Source organism: Micromonospora inaquosa (assembly GCF_003857055.1).
Taxonomy (GTDB): domain Bacteria; phylum Actinomycetota; class Actinomycetes; order Mycobacteriales; family Micromonosporaceae; genus Micromonospora; species Micromonospora inaquosa.
Genome location: NZ_QGSZ01000334.1, coordinates 1 through 17,610 on the forward strand (window position 1 = coordinate 1; position 17,610 = coordinate 17,610).

Genomic DNA, 17,610 nt, shown 5'->3' on the forward strand with positions numbered 1-17,610 from the left:
GCGCCCACCCTGCTGTCCCAGGGCCGCCCCGCCACCGCCTCGTCCACCGAGAACGCCGGCACCCCAGCTTCCGCAGCCGTCGACGGCAACACCGGCACCCGCTGGGCCAGCGCGTTCAGCGACCCGCAGTGGCTCCAGGTCGACCTGGGCGCCCGGGCCACCATCAGCCAGGTGAACCTGCTCTGGGAGGGCGCCTACGGCCGAGACTTCCAGCTCCAGACCTCCGACGACGGAGCCACCTGGACGACGATCTACTCCACCACCACCGGCACCGGCGGCACCCAGAACCTCGCAGTCACCGGCGCCGGCCGCTACGTCCGGATGAACGGCACCGCCCGGGGCACCGGCTACGGCTACTCGCTTTGGGAGTTCCAGGTCTACGGCGAGACCGGCGGCACCACGCCGACCTGCGGCGGCACCAACGTCGCGCAGGGTAGCCCGGCCACCGCCTCATCCACCCAGGACGCCGGCCTCGCCGCGTCCGCCGCCGTCGACGGCAACCCGGGCACCCGCTGGGCCAGCGCCGCCAGCGACCCGCAGTGGCTGCGCGTCGACCTCGGCAGCACGCGCACCATCTGCCGGGTGGTGCTCACCTGGGAGGCCGCGTACGCCCGGGCCTTCCAGCTCCAGACCTCGGCCGACGGGGCCACCTGGACGACGATCTACTCCACCACCACGGCCACCGGCGGCACGCAGTCCCTCGCCGTCACCGGCAGCGGCCGCTACCTGCGGATGTACGGCACCGCCCGGGGCACCGCCTACGGCTACTCGCTGTGGGAGCTGACGGTCAACACCACCGGTGGCACCAGCGAGCCCCCGGTCGGCACGACCGACCCGTACAACCCCAACCTCGGCGCGAACACCGTCGTCTTCGACCCGAGCACCCCGACGTCGACCATCCAGAGTCGACTGAACACCCTCTTCACGCAGCAGGAGACCAACCAGTTCGGCCCGCAGCGCCACGCGGTGCTGTTCAAGCCCGGTACCTACACCGCAGACGTCAACCTCGGCTTCTTCACCCAGGTCGCCGGGCTCGGCCTGAGCCCCGACGACGTCAACCTCAACGGCCACGTGCGCGCGGAGGCGTTCTGGATGGGCGGCAACGCCACCCAGAACTTCTGGCGGGCCGCCGAGAACCTCTCCGTCACCCTGCCCGCCGGGCAGACCGTGGAGCGGTGGGCGGTGTCGCAGGCCGCGCCGTACCGACGGATGCACCTGCGCGGCGCGCAGAACCAGATCCAGCTCTGGAACGGCGGCGACGGCTGGTCCAGCGGCGGCCTGCTCGCCGACACCCGCATCGACGGCCTGGTCGTCTCCGGCTCGCAGCAACAGTGGTACTCGCGCAACAGCGAGTTCGGCAACGGCTGGACCGGCTCGGTCTGGAACATGGTCTTCCAGGGCGTCGTCGGCGCCCCGGCGCCGAGCTTCCCCAACCCGTCGCACACCGTCATCGCGCAGACCCCGCAGGTCCGCGAGAAGCCGTTCCTGTACGTCGACGGCACCGGCGAGTACCGGGTCTTCGTGCCGGCCCTGCGGGCCAACTCCACCGGCACCAGCTGGTACAACAAGACCCCGGCCGGCTCATCCATCTCGCTGTCGCAGTTCTACGTGGTCCAACCCGGCACCAGCGCCGCCACCATCAACGCGGCCCTCGCCCAGGGGCGGCACCTGCTCTTCACCCCGGGCGTGCACCACGTCACCGAGCCGATCCAGGTCAACCGGGCCGACACGGTGATCCTCGGCCTCGGCCTGGCCACCATCCAGGCCGACAACGGCGCGGTGGGCATGCGGGTGGCCGATGTGGACGGCGTGAAGGTGGCCGGCATCATGTTCGAGGCCGGCACGACGAACTCGCCGGTGCTGATGGAGGTCGGGCCGTCCGGCTCGTCCGCGAGCCACGCCACCAACCCGACCTCGCTGCACGACGTGTTCTTCCGCATCGGCGGGCCGCACGTCGGCAGGGCCACCAACACGCTGACCGTCAACAGCGACAACGTGATCGGCGACCACATGTGGCTGTGGCGGGCCGATCACGCCGCCAGCGGCGTGCCGACCGGGTGGACGCTGAACACCGCCGACACCGGGCTCACCGTCAACGGCGACAACGTCACCATGTACGGCCTCTTCGTCGAGCACTACCAGAAGTACCAGACCATCTGGAACGGCAACGGCGGGCGGACGTACTTCTACCAGAACGAGCTGCCGTACGACGTTCCGAACCAGGCGGCCTGGATGAACGGGTCGACCCGGGGCTACGCCGCGTACAAGGTCGCCGACTCGGTGACCAGTCACCAGGCGTTCGGGCTGGGCAGCTACAGCTACTTCAACGTCAACCCGGCCGTGGTCGAGGAACGGTCCTTCGAGGTGCCCACCAACCCGAACGTGCGCTTCACGAACATGGTCACCGTCTCGCTCGGTGGCGTCGGCACCATCAACCGGGTGATCAACAACGCCGGTGGCACCGCGAACGCGGCCAACCAGACGGTGTACCTGACCACCTACCCCTGACCCGGGCGCCCGCGCCGGCCCGGACGTCTGACGGACCGGGTCGGCCGGGTCGCACCGTGGGCCGAGGCCGGCCCGGTCCCGCCGAGACCGGGCCGGCCACGGTCGTGCCGCTCAACGGGCCAGCACCTCGGCCGCCGCCCGTTCACCGGCGCGCACCGCGCCCTCCAGGTAGCCACTCCAGCGGGTGGCCGTCTCGGTGCCCGCCCAGTGCACCCGCCCCACCGGCGCCCGCAGGTGCGGGCCGTACGTCCGCCAGGTGCCCGGGGTGAGCGCACCGGAGAAGCAGCCCCGGGTCCACTCGTCGGCAGACCAGTCGTACTCGACGAGGTCCACCGGGTCTTCGGCGCGCGGCCCGACCACACTGGCGAACGCCTCAAGCAGGCATCGCCGACGCCCTGCGGGGGACATGCCGCGCAGCATGGCGGCGTCGGTGGAGTAGCTGAAGCCGGTCAGCACCCCGAGCGGCGACGTCGGGGTGGAGTTGTCGACAGTCTCGGTGAGCGGACCGACGCTGCTGGTGGCTACTCCGGAGCGCCCGTCGCCACGCCAGAACGGCTCCGGGTAGACGGCGTGCACCTTCAGCGCCGAACCCATCGGCATGCGCTGGGTGAGGCCGTCACGCAGCGGGGGCAGCGGCGGGTCGTACCGGATCCGGCCGGCCAGCGCCGGGGCCAGCGCGACCACCACGGCGTCGCCGTCGACGCGCCCGGTGTCGGTCCACGCGGTCGCGCCGTCGACTGTCTGTTCGATGGCCCGCACCGGCGTGGCCAGCGTCAGCGTCCCCGGCGGCAGGGCGGTGGCCATTCGCTCGGCCAGCGCCGGCGGCCCGCCCACGATCCGGTCCTGTTGCGCGCCACCGGCCATCCCCAGCAACGGCCCGGTCCCGCCGGCGCTGCGCAGGTAGAACAGCAGGTGCAACAGGGACAGCTCGTCCGCGCCGCTGGCCAGCAGCCCGCCGGCGAGCAACCGACCCAGATAGTCGGCGGTGTCGTCGTCCCCGGCCGTGGTGGTGAGCCACCCGCCCAGGGTCGTCTGGTCCCACCTCGCGGCCTCCGGCGTCGCCCACGGCGCGTCCGGGTCCAGTCGTGCGGCGTACTCGTCGAGCAGGCCGAGCACCCGGCCAACCTGCGCCGGCGGCTCGGCCCGGCGCCGACCGGCCCAGAGCAGGGTGGGCGCGCCGACCGATGCCGAAGCGAAGGTGGCCAGCCCGTGCTCGGCGACCAGCGTGTACATCCGGTCCTGGGTCGGGCCGATCCACTGCGCCCCCAGATCGAGTTGGGTGAGCTCGGGCAGCCAGCGGGTCAGCACCCGACCGCCCACCCGGTCGCGGGCCTCCAGCACCCGCACCTGGGCGCCGGCGCGGCTGAGCGCCAGCGCGGCTGTCAGACCGGAGAAGCCGGCACCGACCACGACCACCCGGAATCCGTCAACCACACCGGGGTCTACCCACAACCGTCGGGGGCATGACTACCGGCTCCGGTCGCAGGCCCCAGCGACACCATCCGCCGTCCCTTCGCCCTTTGCTCTGCACCCGCCGAGGCGACACCCGGCCCCGCCGCGCCCGTCGCCTCCGCGGGTGCAGAGCAAAGGGGGCCGACCCGCTGGCCCGGCTGGGCCGGGTCGGAGAGGCCGTCGAGGCGTACCGGAGGGCCGTCGCACTGACGGACAACGCGGCCGAACGGGCCTTTCTCACCGCACGCGCGACGGCCCTGGCGACGCCCTGAACCGGACGTTTGCCGCAGGAGTGGTCGGGAACCCGAGGCACCGGCCGCAGCAGGGGATGGGGAGGGGTCATGGCCTACCGTCCGACCGCCGTCGACACCGTGCCCGACCTGTCGACCCTCACGCTCGGCGTGGAGGAGGAGTACCTGCTGCTCGACCCGGACAGTGGTCGGAACCTGCCCGTCGCCGACCAGGTGCTCGCCGCGCTGCACGGCCCCGCCCGGGACCAGAGCCGCCAGGAGTTCCGGCACAGCATGGTGGAGATGGTCACCCCGGTCTGCGCCGACCTCACCGAGCTGCGCGCGCACCTGGTGGCGCTGCGTCGCTCCGCCGCCGAGGCCGCCACGGCGGCCGGGGCCCGACTGGTGGCGGTCGGCGCCACCCCGGTGGCCGAACCGCACCGAACGGTCCCCGACGAACCGCGTTACCACGCGATGTCCCGGCGGTACGGGCCGGTGGCGCACGACCCGGCGGTGTGCGGCTGCCACGTGCACGTCGGGCTGCCCGACCGGGAACTGGCCGTGCAGGTCTGCAACCACCTGCGGGTGTGGCTGCCGGTGGTGCAGGCGATCACCACCAACTCGCCGCTGCACGACGGCTACGACACCGGGCACGCCAGTTGGCGTTCGATGCAGTTGGAACGCTGGCCCAGCATCGGGCCCACGCCGTACTTCGACTCGGCCGCCGACTACGACCGCACCGTCGACCAGCTGATCGCCGCCGGCATCATGCTCGACGCGGCGATGGTCTACTGGTACGCCCGACCGTCCTCGACCTACCCGACGGTGGAGGTGCGGGTCGGTGACGTCTGCGCCGAGGTCGACGACGCGGTGCTGGTCGCCGCGTTGGTCCGGTCGCTGGTGGCCACCCTCGCCGACGACGTACGCGCCGGAGTGACCGCCCCGAACGTCCGGGACTGCCTGGTCGCCGCGGCGCACTGGCGGGCCGCCCACGACGGTCTCGACGGCGAACTGATCGACCTGCGGGCCGGCGGCACCCGTCCGGCCTGGGCGCTCGTCGACGAGCTGATGGCGGTGATCGCCCCGGCCCTGCTGCGCCACGGCGACCTCGGGTACGTGTTGGCCCAGCTCGCCCGGCTACGCCGTGACGGCACCGGTGCGACCCGGCAGCGGCAGGTGCTGGAGCGTGCCGGGGACCTGCGCGTGGTCCTCGACGACCTGATCAGCCGCACAGCCGCCGGCTGACCACCCGTCAGCGCGCACCGGCGGCTCAGCGAATGTCGTGCGTCTGTAGCCACAGCTCCAGCAAACCGAGCTGCCACAGCTTGTTGCTGCCGGCCGCCGCCTGCGCCCGATCCGGCTCGGCGAGCAGATGGGCCACGTACTCCGGGCGGAACAGCCCCCGCTCGCGCGCGGCCGGCGCCTGCAACGCCTCGGCGACCAGCTCGCGAACCGGGCCGTCCACGTTGCGCAGCGCCGGCACCGGAAAGTAGCCCTTGGGCCGGTCGATCACCTCGCCGGGCAGCACCTCCCGGGCGACCTCCTTGAGCACGCCCTTGCCGCCCTGGGCGACCTTGTGCTCCGGCGGGCAGTGCGCGGCCAGGGTGACCAGGTCCTGGTCGAGGAAGGGCGTGCGCACCTCCAGACCCCACGCCATGCTCATGCTGTCCACCCGCTTGACCGGGTCGTCGGGGAGCATCAGGTGGGTGTCCAGGCGCAGCACCGCGTCCAGCGCGGTCTGCGCCCCGGGCGCACTGAGGTGCCCGGTGAGCAGGTCCCGGCTGGCGTCCTGCTCCAGGGCGTACGCCGGGCCGACGATGCGGCGCAGCTCGTCGTGGTCGCGGTCGAAGAACGCGGCGGCGAACGTCTCGGCGGCGCCGTGCCGGGGCGCCGCGACCAGTGGCTGGTGGTAGCCGTACCCGGCGAACACCTCGTCAGCGCCCTGCCCCGACTGGGCGACCTTCACGTGTTGCGCCACCTGCTCGGAGAGCAGGTGGAAGGCGACCACGTCGTGGCTGCCCATCGGCTCGGTCATCGCCAGCACGGCCCGTCGGACGGCGGGCACCAGGTCGTCGTCGGCCAGTTGGATCCGGTGGTGGTCGGTGTCGAACGCGCGGGCCACCAGGTCGGAGTAGTGGAACTCGTCGCCGGACTCGCCGTCGTGGCTGTCGAAGCCGATGCTGAACGTGCGCAGGTGTTGCTGACCGGCCTCGGCGAGCAGCGCCACGATGAGGCTGGAGTCCAGTCCGCCGGAGAGCAGCACCCCCACCGGCACGTCGGCGACCAGTCGTCGGCGTACCGCCGCGCGCAGCGCGTCACCGATCGCGGCCCGCCAGTCGGCGGCGTCCATCCCCGCGTCGGCGGGCTCCCGCACGTAGTCGGGTCGCCAGTACACCTCCTCGCGGCTGCTCCCGTCCGCCTCGATCACCCGCAGGGTGGCTGGCGGCAGCTTGCGCACACCGCGCAGCACAGTGCGCGGCGCGGGCACGATGGAGTGCCAGGACAGGTAGTGGTGCAGCGCCACCGGGTCGATGCCGGTGTCGACGTCGCCGGCGGCCAGCAGCGCGGGCAGGGTGGAGGCGAACCGGATCCGCCCCGGCGCCTCGGCGAGGTAGAGCGGTTTGATGCCGAGCCGGTCGCGGGCCAGGATCAGTCGCCGTCGGGCCCGGTCGACCAGCCCGATCGCGAACATGCCGACCAGGTGGTCGACGAAACGTTCACCCCAGTGCGCGTACGCCACCAGGATCACCTCGGTGTCGCTGGTGGAGTGGAAGGCGTACCCGGCGCGACGCAGCTCCTCGCGCAGCTCGGGGTAGTTGTAGATGCAGCCGTTGAAGACCAGCGCCAGGCCCAGGTCGTCGCGGACCATCGGCTGCCCGCCCGCGTCGGACAGGTCGATGATGGTCAGCCGGCGGTGCCCGAGGGTCACCCAGCCGTCGGTGAACAGGCCCTCGTCATCCGGGCCGCGCGAGCGCATCGCCTCGGTCATCCGGGTGACCGCCGCCGCGTCTGGCGAACGGCCGTCGAATCGCGCCTCCCCGCTGATCCCGCACATCAGCCGGGCCTCCTGTCCACCTCGCCCCGACCGGTGCCGGCCGGTCCCGTCGACCGGACGGGGGCCGCTGGCTACCCGCGGGCTCCGGTGGCAAACCCGTCAGTCGAGCAGGGTGCGCAGGATGCGGGCCAGTTCGGCGCGGTCGGTGTCGTTGAGGTGGCCGAAGAACCGGTCGGCCTCGGCCCGGCGTGCGGCACGGATAGCGGTGCTGACCCGGTCGCCCTCCGCGGTGAGCGCGACCAGGGTCGCCCGCCGATCGGCCGGGTCGGGTCGGCGCTCGACCAGCCCCCGGGTCTGGAGGTCGTCGACGACCTCGGTCGCCGAGCGGGGCGCGATGCGCAGGTGGTCGGCGAGGGTGCCGGGGCGTACCTCGCCGTGCCGCGCCAGCACGCTCAGCGCCCGGGACTGGCTGGGGGTGACATCCCAGGGTGCCAGCGAGTCCCGGGCCTGCCGGCGCAGACGGGACGCCACCGCCCAGAACGTCTCCGCCAGGCTCTCGTCGTCGGCGCTGTCGGCGGTGTGCTCGGTCACCGGAATACGGTAGCAGGAGATGTGGTTGCTCCCTCATGATGAGGTAACCTCAGCAATGCCGTCGACGAAAGGTAGTGCCCCCTTGGAACCCACCCCGATGGGCCGCGACCGCGGCCACCGCACCGTCAGCGCCGAAGAGAAGACGCAGGCCCGCCAGGTGTCGCTGCGTCGCATCGGCCGCCTGTTCACCCCGCACCGGCCCGCCTTGGCCGCCGTCACCGCGATCATCGTGGTCTCCTCGATCGTCGCGATGGCCAGCCCGTTCCTGCTCCGTGCCGTGATCGACCGGGCCCTGCCGCAGGGCGACGTGACGCTGCTGGTCTGGCTGGTCCTCGGCATGGTCGCCGTCGCGGCCGTGACCTCCGCCCTCGGCGTCGTGCAGACGTGGATCTCCACCCAGGTCGGCCAGCGGGTCATGCACCGGCTGCGCACCGACGTCTTCAGCCACCTCCAGCGCCAGTCGCTGGGCTTCTTCACCCGCACCCGCACCGGCGAGGTGCAGTCCCGGATCACCAACGACATCGGCGGCATGCAGTCGGTGGTCACCTCCACCGCCACCGCCGTCGCGGCCAACCTCACCACGGTGGTCGCCACCGCCGTCGCCATGATCGCGCTCTCCTGGCAGCTCTCCCTGGTCTCGCTCGTGGTGCTGCCGCCGGCCATCTGGCTGACCCGTCGGGTCGCCCGGATGCGCCGCGAGATCACCGCCCAGCGGCAACGCGAACTCGCCGACCTCAACGTCACGGTGGAGGAGGGGCTCTCGATCAGCGGGGTACAGCTGGCCAAGACCCTCGGCACCGGTCCCGCGCTGATCGAGCGGTTCACCGCCTCCTCGGAGCGCCTGGTCGACCTGGAGCTGCGCAGTGAGCTGGCCGGCCGCTGGCGGATGGCCTCGATGAGCATCATCTTCGCCGCCGTACCGGCGGTCATCTACCTCGCCGCCGGGCTGCCCGGCACCGCCGGCACGCTGAGCATCGGCACCCTGGTCGCCTTCACGGCCCTGCAGGGCGGCCTGTTCCGGCCGCTGATGGGGCTGCTCAACGTGGGTGTCTCACTCACCGCGTCGCTGGCGCTCTTCGCCCGGATCTTCGAATACCTGGACCTGCCGGTCGACGTGGCCGACCCCACCGACCCGGTCCACCTCGACCCCGCCCGGGTGCGTGGGCACCTGCGCCTGGAGGACGTCACCTTCGGCTACCCGGGCAGCGACACCGCCGCCCTCGCCGGGATCACCCTCGACGTGCCGGCCGGCACCAGCCTCGCCCTGGTCGGTGAGACCGGCTCCGGCAAGAGCACCCTCGCCGGGCTGGTCAGCCGGCTGCACGACCCCACCGCCGGCCGGATCACCGTCGACGGCGTCGACCTGCGGGACCTACGCCTGGCCGATCTGGCCGCGATCGTCGGCGTGGTCAGCCAGGAGACGTACCTGCTGCACACCACCGTCCGGGAGAACCTGCGTTACGCCCGGCCGGCAGCCACCGACACCGAGATCGAGGACGCCGCCCGCGCCGCCCAGATCCACGACCTCATCGCCGGGCTGCCCGACGGGTACGACACCATGGTCGGCTCGCGCGGCCACCGGTTCTCCGGCGGCGAGAAGCAGCGCCTCGCGATCGCCCGTACGCTGCTGCGCGACCCGCGCATCCTGGTCCTCGACGAGGCCACCAGCGCGCTGGACACCGAGACCGAACGGGCCGTGCAGCGGGCCTTCGACGTGCTCGCCCAGGGGCGCACCACGATCACCATCGCGCACCGGCTCTCCACCGTCCGCGACGCCGACCAGATCGCGGTGCTCGACCACGGTCGCATCGTCGAGGCCGGCACCCACGACAGCCTGCTGAACCGCAACGGCCGCTACGCCACCCTCGCCGCCTGAGCATCGGCGGACGCCGCGCCTGTCCGGAGGTCGGATCAGACGTCGCGCCGGGTCACCAGAATCCAGGCGATCGTCACTGACCCGGTAGCCCACGCCGCGAGGACCAGCAGGCCGGCGACCGGGCTGAGCGCGGTGGCCGGGTCCGCCGGCATGTCCAGCAGGCTCAGCGCCGTCTCGTGCGGCAGCAGCCGGACCGCCTCCGGCCAGAGACCACCCAGGGTGGTCGAGATCAGGATCGGAAAGGTGCACAGGACCGCGATCGGAGTGACCACCGTGCGGACGGCGAACGCGAGACCGTACCCGATCAGCGCCAGCAGCAGGTACACCACCAGGTGACGACCGAGGTCGCCGAGCGCGCCCCGCAGCACCAGGTTCGGAAGCACCACCAGAACCGCCGCGACCAGGCTTGCCGCCAGGGTGGCCAGCAACTTGGCGGCGAGAAAGCGGCCGCGTCCGGGTACCGCGGCGAGGCTCAGCCGCAACTGTCCTCCCCGGTACTCGCTGCCGGCTGCGAAGACCGGGATTGCCAGGTACGCGTAGACCGGCGCCAGCATCACCGTGCCGATCTCGGCGATGCTGGTCGGGCCGTCGTCACCCGCGAGACGGATCACGTCGGTGGCCGCGATGAAGCCGAGCGTGGCGTTGGCGACCACCGCGACGGCCAGGGCGATCCATGTCGCCGGCAGACTGCGGATCTTGATGAGTTCCGCCGCCACGAGATCGGCCACGCGGATCGCCGGTCGTGCGGTGGTCACGGCGGTCATCGGGCGTCCCGGCGGCTGAGCAGCAGACCGGCGGCCACTGTGCAGAGCAGCGTCCAGGCCACCAGGACGATGGCGGCGTACCCCGCGCTCGACGACAGGTCGGCATCGGCGGGGTCGAGCAGCAGGTTGCGCCCGGCGCTCACCGGCAGCAGGGCGTCGATCGCCGGAACCGTCCGCGCCAGCACCTGGGTCATCGCAAGTGCCGTCAACAGCACCGACGCCACGATGCCGAGCAGGGTGCTGCGCATCAGCGTGGTGATCGCGAAGCTGACCAGCGAGACCAGCACCGCGAGAGCGAGCAGTGTGCCGTGGTCGGCGAGAGTGTCGCCGCCGAGCAGCAGACGGGGATTCCAGTCCTTGACGGCCAGGAACAGGTAGGCGTTGCTGATCAACTCGACCAGGATCGCGACCCCGGCCATGAAGACGACCACCGCGATCGCTTTCGCGGTCGTCAAAAGGCCCCGTCGCGGCACCGCCAGGACGGACTGGGCCAACTGCCCTTCCCGGAACTCCTGGCCGCCGATCACCGCCGCGATGATCGGCAGGAACATCACCACGATCTGCAGCGAGAAGGAGACGAGCAGGTCGATCAGCGCCGCCCCGGCGGGTCGGTGTTCACCGGCGAAGATCTCGATCAGGCCGTCCGGGGTGATGCCCTCGACCGCGGTCGTGGTGTTGCGAATGTTCGCCAGGCCGATCAGCAGATGCAGCGCGATGACCGCGCCGGTGATCAACCAGACGGCCCGCGATGATCTGATCTTGGAGAGCTCCGCCCCGGTGGCGGCGAACAGCACGCTCACGCCCACACCTGCTTCTGCTCGCCGGTGAGGGCGAAGAACGCGGCCTCCAGGGACGGGTGGCCCGCGGTGATCTCCGGCAGTGAGCCGTGCGCGACGATCCGACCGTTCGCGATCACCACCACGTCGTCGGCGGTGTCGGCCATCTCGGTCATCAGGTGGCTGGAGAGCAGCACGGTACGGCCCTGGGTGGCGTAATCGCGCAGAAAGGTGCGGATCCAGCGGATGCCGTCCGGGTCCAAACCGTTCACCGGTTCGTCGAGGATCAGCACGTCAGGGTCCCCCAGCAGGGCGACGGCGATGCCCAGCCGCTGCCGCATACCCAGCGAGTACTTGCCCACCCGCTGCTTGGCGGCGTCGGTGAGACCGACCGCGTCGAGGACCTCCCCGACCCGGGAGCGGGGGATCCGGTTGGACCGGGCGATCCAGCTCAGGTGGTCGAAGCCACGGCGGTCCGCAACCGGCCCGGCGCCGTCGATCAGCGCCCCGACCGTACGGAGCGGGTAGCGCAGATCCCGGTAACGTTTGCCGTCGATCAGCGCGGTGCCGGACGTCGCGTGGTCCAGACCCAGCAGCACGCGCAGCGCGGTGGACTTGCCGGCGCCGTTGGGCCCGAGGAACCCGGTGACCTTGCCGGGCCGCACCGAGAAGGTGACCTCGGCGACGGCGACCTTCTTTCCGTACCGCTTGGTCACGCCGTTGAATTCGATCACGACGAAAGCATGTGCCGCCGCGCCCGCCGCCCGCGTCACCCGGAAGTAGACACCTACCGCGGATCGCGCAGCAGGCCCGCCTCGTAGGCGAGCACGGCCAGGTGGGTCCGGTCGTTGACGCCCAGCTTGGCGAACATCCGCCGCAGGTAGGTTCGCACCGTCTCCAGACTCAGGAACAGCTCGTCGGCGATCTGCTGATTGGAGTAGCCGCGCGCCACGAAACGGACCACCTGCAGTTCACGTGCGGAGAGCACCTGCCCGGCGAAGGCATGGGCGCGTTGCGGTGGTGGTGGGGCCAGTCGTTCCAGCAGCCGCCCGGTCACCTCCGGCGCGAGCATGGCGTGGCCGGCGTGCACCGTACGCACCGCCCGCAGCACCTCCTGCGCCGCCGCGTTCTTCAGCAGGAAGCCAGCGGCGCCCAGCGACAGCGCCGTGTGCACGTACTCGTCCAGGTCGAAGGTGGTCAGCATGATCACCTTTGTGGACGTGGTGGCCAGGACGTCCCGTGCCACCTCAAGACCGTCCATCCCGGGTATCTGCACGTCGAGCAGCGCCACCGCCGGCCGCCGGGCCGCGATCAGCCGGGCCGCCTCGACACCGTCGGCGGCCTCCCCGGCGACCCGGAAACCGTCGGTACTGTCGAACAGCCGCCGGTACGCCTGCCGGAACCCCGCGTCGTCGTCGGCGAGGAAGACGCTGACCTCGGCCGTCATCGCCGCCCCGCCACCGGCAGCCGGGCACTGACCTCGAAGCCACCGCCGGCCGGCCGCCGCCAGGACACGGTCCCACCCGCCAACGTCGCGCGCTCACGCATTCCCCGTAGCCCGAGCCCGGACCCGGTGCCCGCGCCGGGGACGGACGAGCCGTGGTCGCGAATCCACACCCGGATCTCCTCGTCGGCCTGACTGACCCGGACCGAGCAGCGGGCGCCGGGGGCGTGCCGGAGCACGTTGTTCAGCGCCTCCTGCACGATCCGGAACACCACCAACCGGGTGCCGTCGCCCGCGCCCGGGACGGCACCGAGGTGGGCGTCGACGGTGAGCCCGGCCGCGCGGGCGTCGTCGATCATCGGCGAGAGTTCGGCGATGCTCGGCACACGACCGGCCAAGCCGGGCCCGCCCTCGGCGGGCGCGGGATTGCGCAGACCCCGCACCAGGGCCTGGATCTCGTGCAGTGCCTCCCGGGCGTGGGATTCGATGTCGCCCAGCGTGGCGCGTAGTTCCGGTTCGTCGGCGTCGGGCAGGCTGCAGACGACGCTGGCCTGCGCGGAGATCACCCCGAGGGCATGGCCGACCACGTCGTGCACCTCCCGCGCCACGTCCAACTGGACCCGGGCGCGCTCGGCCTCCCGCGCGGACTCCATCTCCCGGCCGACCGCGGTGCCGAGCAGCCAGGCGGCGGTCAGCGCGGCGGCCGCGAGCAGCACCCGCCTGCCGCCCGGACCACCGCTGTCCACCCCGGTCACCGCCAGCAGCAGAGCGAACACACAGACCAGAGCGATCACGCCGCCACTGATCCGCGCGGCGCGCCCGCGCGCCAGGGCGTAGAGGCACCAGGCGGTGGCGAGCATCGGGTCCTCGCAGACGCCGAGCAGGCCCGCGGCGACGGTCGCCGCCGCCGCTGCCGTGGTCGCCGCCGCGGGGAGCCGGTGTCGCAGCATCATGCACGCGGCGGTGACCACCGCCAGTGCGGCGCCCAGAGCGGCGCGCGGCCAGCTGCCCGCCGCGAACACTGCGGGCAGCCAGAACACCGCGATCACCACCAGCGCTGCCGCGCCGTCAGCCAGTGGCCATCGGGGCCCCGCACGGCCAGCGGGAAAGCGCCGTTGCACGACCACACCGTACTCGGCGGACGGTGTCGTCGGGAGTGCGGACTCACCAGGCTGGACGGATCGCGAACTGGACCGCAGCGGCAGCTGTGTCACCCCGGCGGCGTGACCCGGTCCGCTCACAACCGTCTCGAAACCGTCGCTAAAAGCGTCTCATTATTCCGCACCGAGATGTCGGTAGACGGTGGCCCGCGAGACGCCCAGCACGGCGGCGATGTCATCCACCGAGTGGCTGCCCGCCGCGTGCATCCGCCGGGCCGCCTGGACCTGCTCCCGGCCCAGCGCCCGCGGCCGTCCCGGCCGCCGTGGCCCGACAGCCGCCCCGCCGCCAGGCGCCGCGTCCGGTGGGCCTGCGGCGTCCGCCGTCGGCGCGGTCAGCAGACGGCGTACGCCATCGAGCATGTCGGCGCGCAGCGCCTCGTCGGACACGTCGGTGAAGAAGACGATCGGATCACTGCACGCCCCGATCGCCTGCACCGCTCGGACCCGCTCCCGACGCCCGGCGTTCGGCCCCGCGATGAGGTCGTTGGCGCGCATCGCGATCACTATCAATCGGTGGTACGTGTCGCCCCGGCCGATCAGCGCGATGTCGTGGAAGAGCATGCCGAGCGGTCGGCGATGGGCGAGCATGATGTCGACCCACCCCTCCAGCACCGTCCACCGGGCGTGCTCGCTCGGCTGCGTCTGCGCGGTGTCGAGCAGCGCCTCCAGATCGGACACCAGCGGCTCGACCAGGGCAGCGAGCAGGTTCTCCTTGGTCGGGAAGTGGTAGAGGATCGCGGTCTTGGTCAGCCGCAGCCGCTCGCCGATCTGGCGCAGCGAGGTGCGCTGGTAGCCATGCTCGGCGAACAGGTCGAGCGCGGCGCGCAGGATCCGGGTGCGGGTGTCGTCCGCGGGACCGGCGGTCATGCCGGTCAGCTTAGCCACGTCCTGACCGTTGGGCACGAGCACCGTTGATTCGACTGACCGTCGGTCAGTAGAGTGAGATCGGTCGACGCAGCCAACGGTAGGAGGGGCCATGCCCGTCATCTCGATCGGCAACCTGGTCAAGACGTTCGGCGCGATCCGGGCACTCGACGGCCTGGACCTGCGGGTCGAGCAGGGGGAGGTGCACGGCTTCCTCGGGCCCAACGGCTCCGGAAAGTCCACCACCATCCGGATCCTGCTCGGGCTACTGCACCGCGACTCCGGCGACGCCCAGGTGCTCGACGCCGATCCGTGGCGCGACGCGGTCCGCCTGCACCGGCGGCTGGCGTACGTGCCGGGCGACGTCAACCTCTGGCCCAACCTCACCGGCGGGGAAGCCATCGACCTGCTCGGTCAGCTACGCGGCGGCCTCGACCGGCGTCGCCGCGACGAGCTGCTGCACCGCTTCGACCTGGACCCGACCCGCCGCTGCCGCACCTACTCCAAGGGCAACCGGCAGAAGGTCGCCATCGTCGCCGCCTTCGCGTCCAACGTGGAGCTGTACGTGCTCGATGAGCCCACCTCCGGCCTCGACCCGCTGATGGAGGCGGTGTTCCAGGACGAAGTCCGGCGGGTCAAGCAGGCCGGTGCCACAGTGCTGCTCTCCAGCCACGTGCTCGCCGAGGTCGAGGCGCTCTGCGACCGGGTCAGCATCATCCGCGAGGGCCGCACCGTCGAGTCCGGCACCCTCACCGAGCTGCGCCACCTCACCCGTACGGCGGTGACCGTCGAGACCGCCCGCCCGGTCACCGGCCTGGACGCGCTGCCCGGCGTGCACGACGTGCACCAGGTCGACGGGCGGACCCACCTGGAGGTCGAGCCCGCGCACCTCGACGCGCTACTCGGCCAGCTCATCCGCTTCGGCGTCCGTGCCCTCACCAGCACCCCACCCACCCTGGAGCAGCTCTTCCTGCGCCACTACGGCGACGACCCCGCCACCACGGCCGCTCCGGCCGCCGCCGCCTCGGACGCCGCCGCCTCGGGTGCTGCGGCCTCCGGCGCGCTCGCCTCGGGCGCTCCGGCCGCCGCCGTTTCGGACGCCGATGCGCAGGCCCCGCAGGGTGGTGCCCGGTGAGCGCGCTGACCGGCACGGCCCTGCTGGCCCGGCTCGTGCTGCGCCGCGACCGGATCCGCCTCGTGATCTGGGTCCTCGGCACACCCCTGCTCGGCTATGCCCTCGCGGCCAGCGTCGCCGGCATCTACCCGGACCAGCCAGCCCGGCTCGGCTACGCCACCACCTCGGCGTCCAGCCTGGTCGCCCGCGCCTTCAACGGCCCCATCCACGGCACCGACCTCGGCGCGGTGGTGGTCGCCGAGACGTACGTGACGTTGGCCCTGATCGTCGCCCTGCTGAGCACCTTCGCGGTGACCCGGCACACCCGCCAGAACGAGGAGACCGGTCGAGCCGAGCTGCTCGGGGCTTCCGTCGTCGGCCGGTACGCGTCACTGACCGCCGCGCTGCTCGTCACCGTCGCGGCGAACGTGTCGGCCGCCGTGCTGCTCGCGCTCGGGCTGGTCGGCGCCGGCCTACCGCTGGCCGGCTCCCTCGCGGCCGCCGCCGCGATCGGCGGTGTCGGCGTCGCCTTCACCGCGATCGCCGCCGTCACCGCCCAGCTCTCCGTCGCCTCCCGGGGCGCCAACGCGCTCGCCGCCGCCACCGTCGGGCTCTCCTTCGTACTGCGCGCGGCCGGTGACGTGCTCGGCGAGCAGAGCGCCGACGGCACCCGGGTGCAGAGCGCCTGGCCCTCATGGATCTCCCCGCTCGGCTGGGGCAACCAGGTGCGGGCCTTCGGCGGTGAACGCTGGTGGGTCCTCGCCCTACCCGTCGCGCTGCTGCTCGCCGGGGTGGCACTGGCGTACGCCCTCGCCGAGCGCCGCGACCTGGGCGCCGGGCTGATCGCGCCCCGACGCGGACCGGCGAGCGGAGCATCGCAGCTGCTCAGCCCCGCTGGGCTGGCCTGGCGGACGCAGCGCGGCACCCTGCTCGGCTGGGCCGTCGGCGTGGCAGTGCTCGGTTTCTCCATGGGCGTCGCGGGCGACGAGTTCAACGCGATGATCGACGCGAATCCAGCAGCCGCCGAGGCGATCAGCGCGATGGGCGGAGGCTCCGTCCTCGTCGACGCGTACCTGGCCGCGATGCTCGGGCTCTTCGCCCTGACCATCGGCGCGTACGTCGTGCAGGCCCTGCTCCGGGTACGCGGCGACGAAACCGACGGGGTGCTTGAAGCCGCGCTCGCCACGGCGGTCAGCCGCACCCGCTGGCTCGGCACCCAGGTGCTCGCCGCGACCCTCGGCGCGGTCGCCCTGCTGCTGCTCGCCGGCGTGACCACCGGCCTCGGCTACGGCATCGTCACCGGAGACCCGCTCGGCCAGGCCGTCGAGCTGGGCGGTGCGGCGCTGCTGCGGCTGCCCGCCCTGCTCGTGGTCGCCGGGGTGGTGACCGCGCTCTTCGGGCTGCTGCCCCGCTGGTCGGTGGCGCTGTCCTGGACGGCGCTGCTGGTATTCCTGCTCCTCGGGCAGCTCGGCGCGGTGCTGAAGCTGCCGCAGGCCGCGCTCGACCTCTCGCCGTACACCCATGTGCCGGCAGTGCCCGCGGTCGACCCGGTGGCGCTTCCCCTGCTGGTGCTGGCGGCGGTGGCCGCGGCCCTGCTCGCCGTCGGAGTGGCCGCCTTCCGCCACCGCGATGTGCCGAGCTGAGGCGCTCGGCGCTTCTGTGATCGCTGGCAGCTCACCCACTCGACACGCCGACACCAACCCCGCTCAACTGCCACCGATCACCTGAGCAGCTAGCACACCTTCGGTGTGGCTGGGCGTTGTGCACAGGTGGGCGGGTGTCCACAGGAGGGCTGGTCGTGTGGTTGCCCAGGGGCTGTCTCTTATACACACCTCC

Annotated in this window: 13 protein-coding genes and 1 pseudogene; 5 read left to right on the top strand and 9 right to left on the bottom strand. The window is 72.4% G+C overall.

Features of this window, described 5'->3' with window-relative positions; translation table 11 throughout:
* The coding region (locus DLJ59_RS30515) for a discoidin domain-containing protein (RefSeq protein WP_148096982.1) at positions 1-2,508 on the top strand (2,508 nt) is incomplete at its 5' end.
* A gap of 111 nt (positions 2,509-2,619) precedes the next feature.
* Here DLJ59_RS30515 and DLJ59_RS30520 read toward each other — a convergent pair.
* Positions 2,620-3,924 carry a flavin monoamine oxidase family protein gene (locus tag DLJ59_RS30520; protein ID WP_279635788.1) on the bottom strand — a complete coding sequence of 435 codons (1,305 nt, stop codon included), beginning with the start codon at positions 3,922-3,924 and terminating at the stop codon, positions 2,620-2,622.
* Positions 3,925-4,301: 377 nt separating this feature from the next.
* Here DLJ59_RS30520 and DLJ59_RS30530 point away from each other — a divergent pair, with 377 nt between their 5' ends.
* The gene (locus DLJ59_RS30530) at positions 4,302-5,435 is read left to right on the top strand and encodes a carboxylate-amine ligase (RefSeq protein ID WP_124777008.1); all 1,134 of its coding nucleotides are present in this window, start codon (positions 4,302-4,304) and stop codon (positions 5,433-5,435) included.
* A 25-nt stretch (positions 5,436-5,460) separates the two neighbouring features.
* On the opposite strand, the gene DLJ59_RS30535 is transcribed toward DLJ59_RS30530, so the two are convergent.
* Together DLJ59_RS30535 and DLJ59_RS30540 are read right to left on the bottom strand one after the other, a co-directional pair.
* On the bottom strand, positions 5,461-7,245 hold the full coding sequence (locus tag DLJ59_RS30535) for an N-acetylglutaminylglutamine amidotransferase (RefSeq protein ID WP_124777010.1): 1,785 nt from the start codon (positions 7,243-7,245) through the stop codon (positions 5,461-5,463).
* A 99-nt stretch (positions 7,246-7,344) separates the two neighbouring features.
* The gene (locus DLJ59_RS30540; RefSeq protein WP_124777012.1) at positions 7,345-7,776 is read right to left on the bottom strand and encodes a MarR family winged helix-turn-helix transcriptional regulator; all 432 of its coding nucleotides are present in this window, start codon (positions 7,774-7,776) and stop codon (positions 7,345-7,347) included.
* A 97-nt stretch (positions 7,777-7,873) separates the two neighbouring features.
* Between DLJ59_RS30540 and DLJ59_RS30545 the strand changes: the two genes are divergently transcribed.
* Positions 7,874-9,652 (top strand): ABC transporter ATP-binding protein, encoded by a 1,779-nt coding sequence (locus DLJ59_RS30545; protein WP_208648888.1) that lies wholly within the window; start codon positions 7,874-7,876, stop codon positions 9,650-9,652.
* A 35-nt stretch (positions 9,653-9,687) separates the two neighbouring features.
* On the opposite strand, the gene DLJ59_RS30550 is transcribed toward DLJ59_RS30545, so the two are convergent.
* The 6 genes from DLJ59_RS30550 to DLJ59_RS30575 all read right to left on the bottom strand — a co-directional run bounded on the left by DLJ59_RS30550 (position 9,688) and on the right by DLJ59_RS30575 (position 14,663).
* Positions 9,688-10,416: an ABC transporter gene (locus tag DLJ59_RS30550; protein WP_124777016.1), complete on the bottom strand. Its 729-nt coding sequence runs from the start codon at positions 10,414-10,416 to the stop codon at positions 9,688-9,690.
* Positions 10,413-11,216, bottom strand: coding sequence for an ABC transporter permease (locus tag DLJ59_RS30555; protein WP_124777018.1), 804 nt, complete (start codon positions 11,214-11,216; stop codon positions 10,413-10,415). Before DLJ59_RS30555 ends, DLJ59_RS30550 begins: the two co-directional genes overlap by 4 nt.
* Complete coding sequence (locus tag DLJ59_RS30560) at positions 11,213-11,926, bottom strand: ABC transporter ATP-binding protein (protein WP_124777020.1); 714 nt, start codon at positions 11,924-11,926, stop codon at positions 11,213-11,215. Before DLJ59_RS30560 ends, DLJ59_RS30555 begins: the two co-directional genes overlap by 4 nt.
* Before the next feature lie 53 nt (positions 11,927-11,979).
* Positions 11,980-12,639 (bottom strand): response regulator, encoded by a 660-nt coding sequence (locus DLJ59_RS30565; protein ID WP_124777022.1) that lies wholly within the window; start codon positions 12,637-12,639, stop codon positions 11,980-11,982.
* The gene (locus DLJ59_RS30570) at positions 12,636-13,757 is read right to left on the bottom strand and encodes a sensor histidine kinase (RefSeq protein WP_124777024.1); all 1,122 of its coding nucleotides are present in this window, start codon (positions 13,755-13,757) and stop codon (positions 12,636-12,638) included. The genes DLJ59_RS30565 and DLJ59_RS30570 overlap by 4 nt, the downstream gene beginning before the upstream one ends.
* 153 nt (positions 13,758-13,910) lie before the next feature.
* Entirely contained in the window at positions 13,911-14,663 is a 753-nt protein-coding gene (locus DLJ59_RS30575) for a TetR family transcriptional regulator (protein WP_158630928.1), read from the bottom strand.
* A gap of 109 nt (positions 14,664-14,772) precedes the next feature.
* Here DLJ59_RS30575 and DLJ59_RS30580 point away from each other — a divergent pair.
* Positions 14,773-15,693: pseudogene (locus tag DLJ59_RS30580) on the top strand (ABC transporter ATP-binding protein); the annotation flags it as partial.
* A 98-nt stretch (positions 15,694-15,791) separates the two neighbouring features.
* Entirely contained in the window at positions 15,792-17,417 is a 1,626-nt protein-coding gene (locus tag DLJ59_RS30585; protein WP_124777030.1) for an ABC transporter permease, read from the top strand.
* Positions 17,418-17,610: the final 193 nt, after the last annotated feature.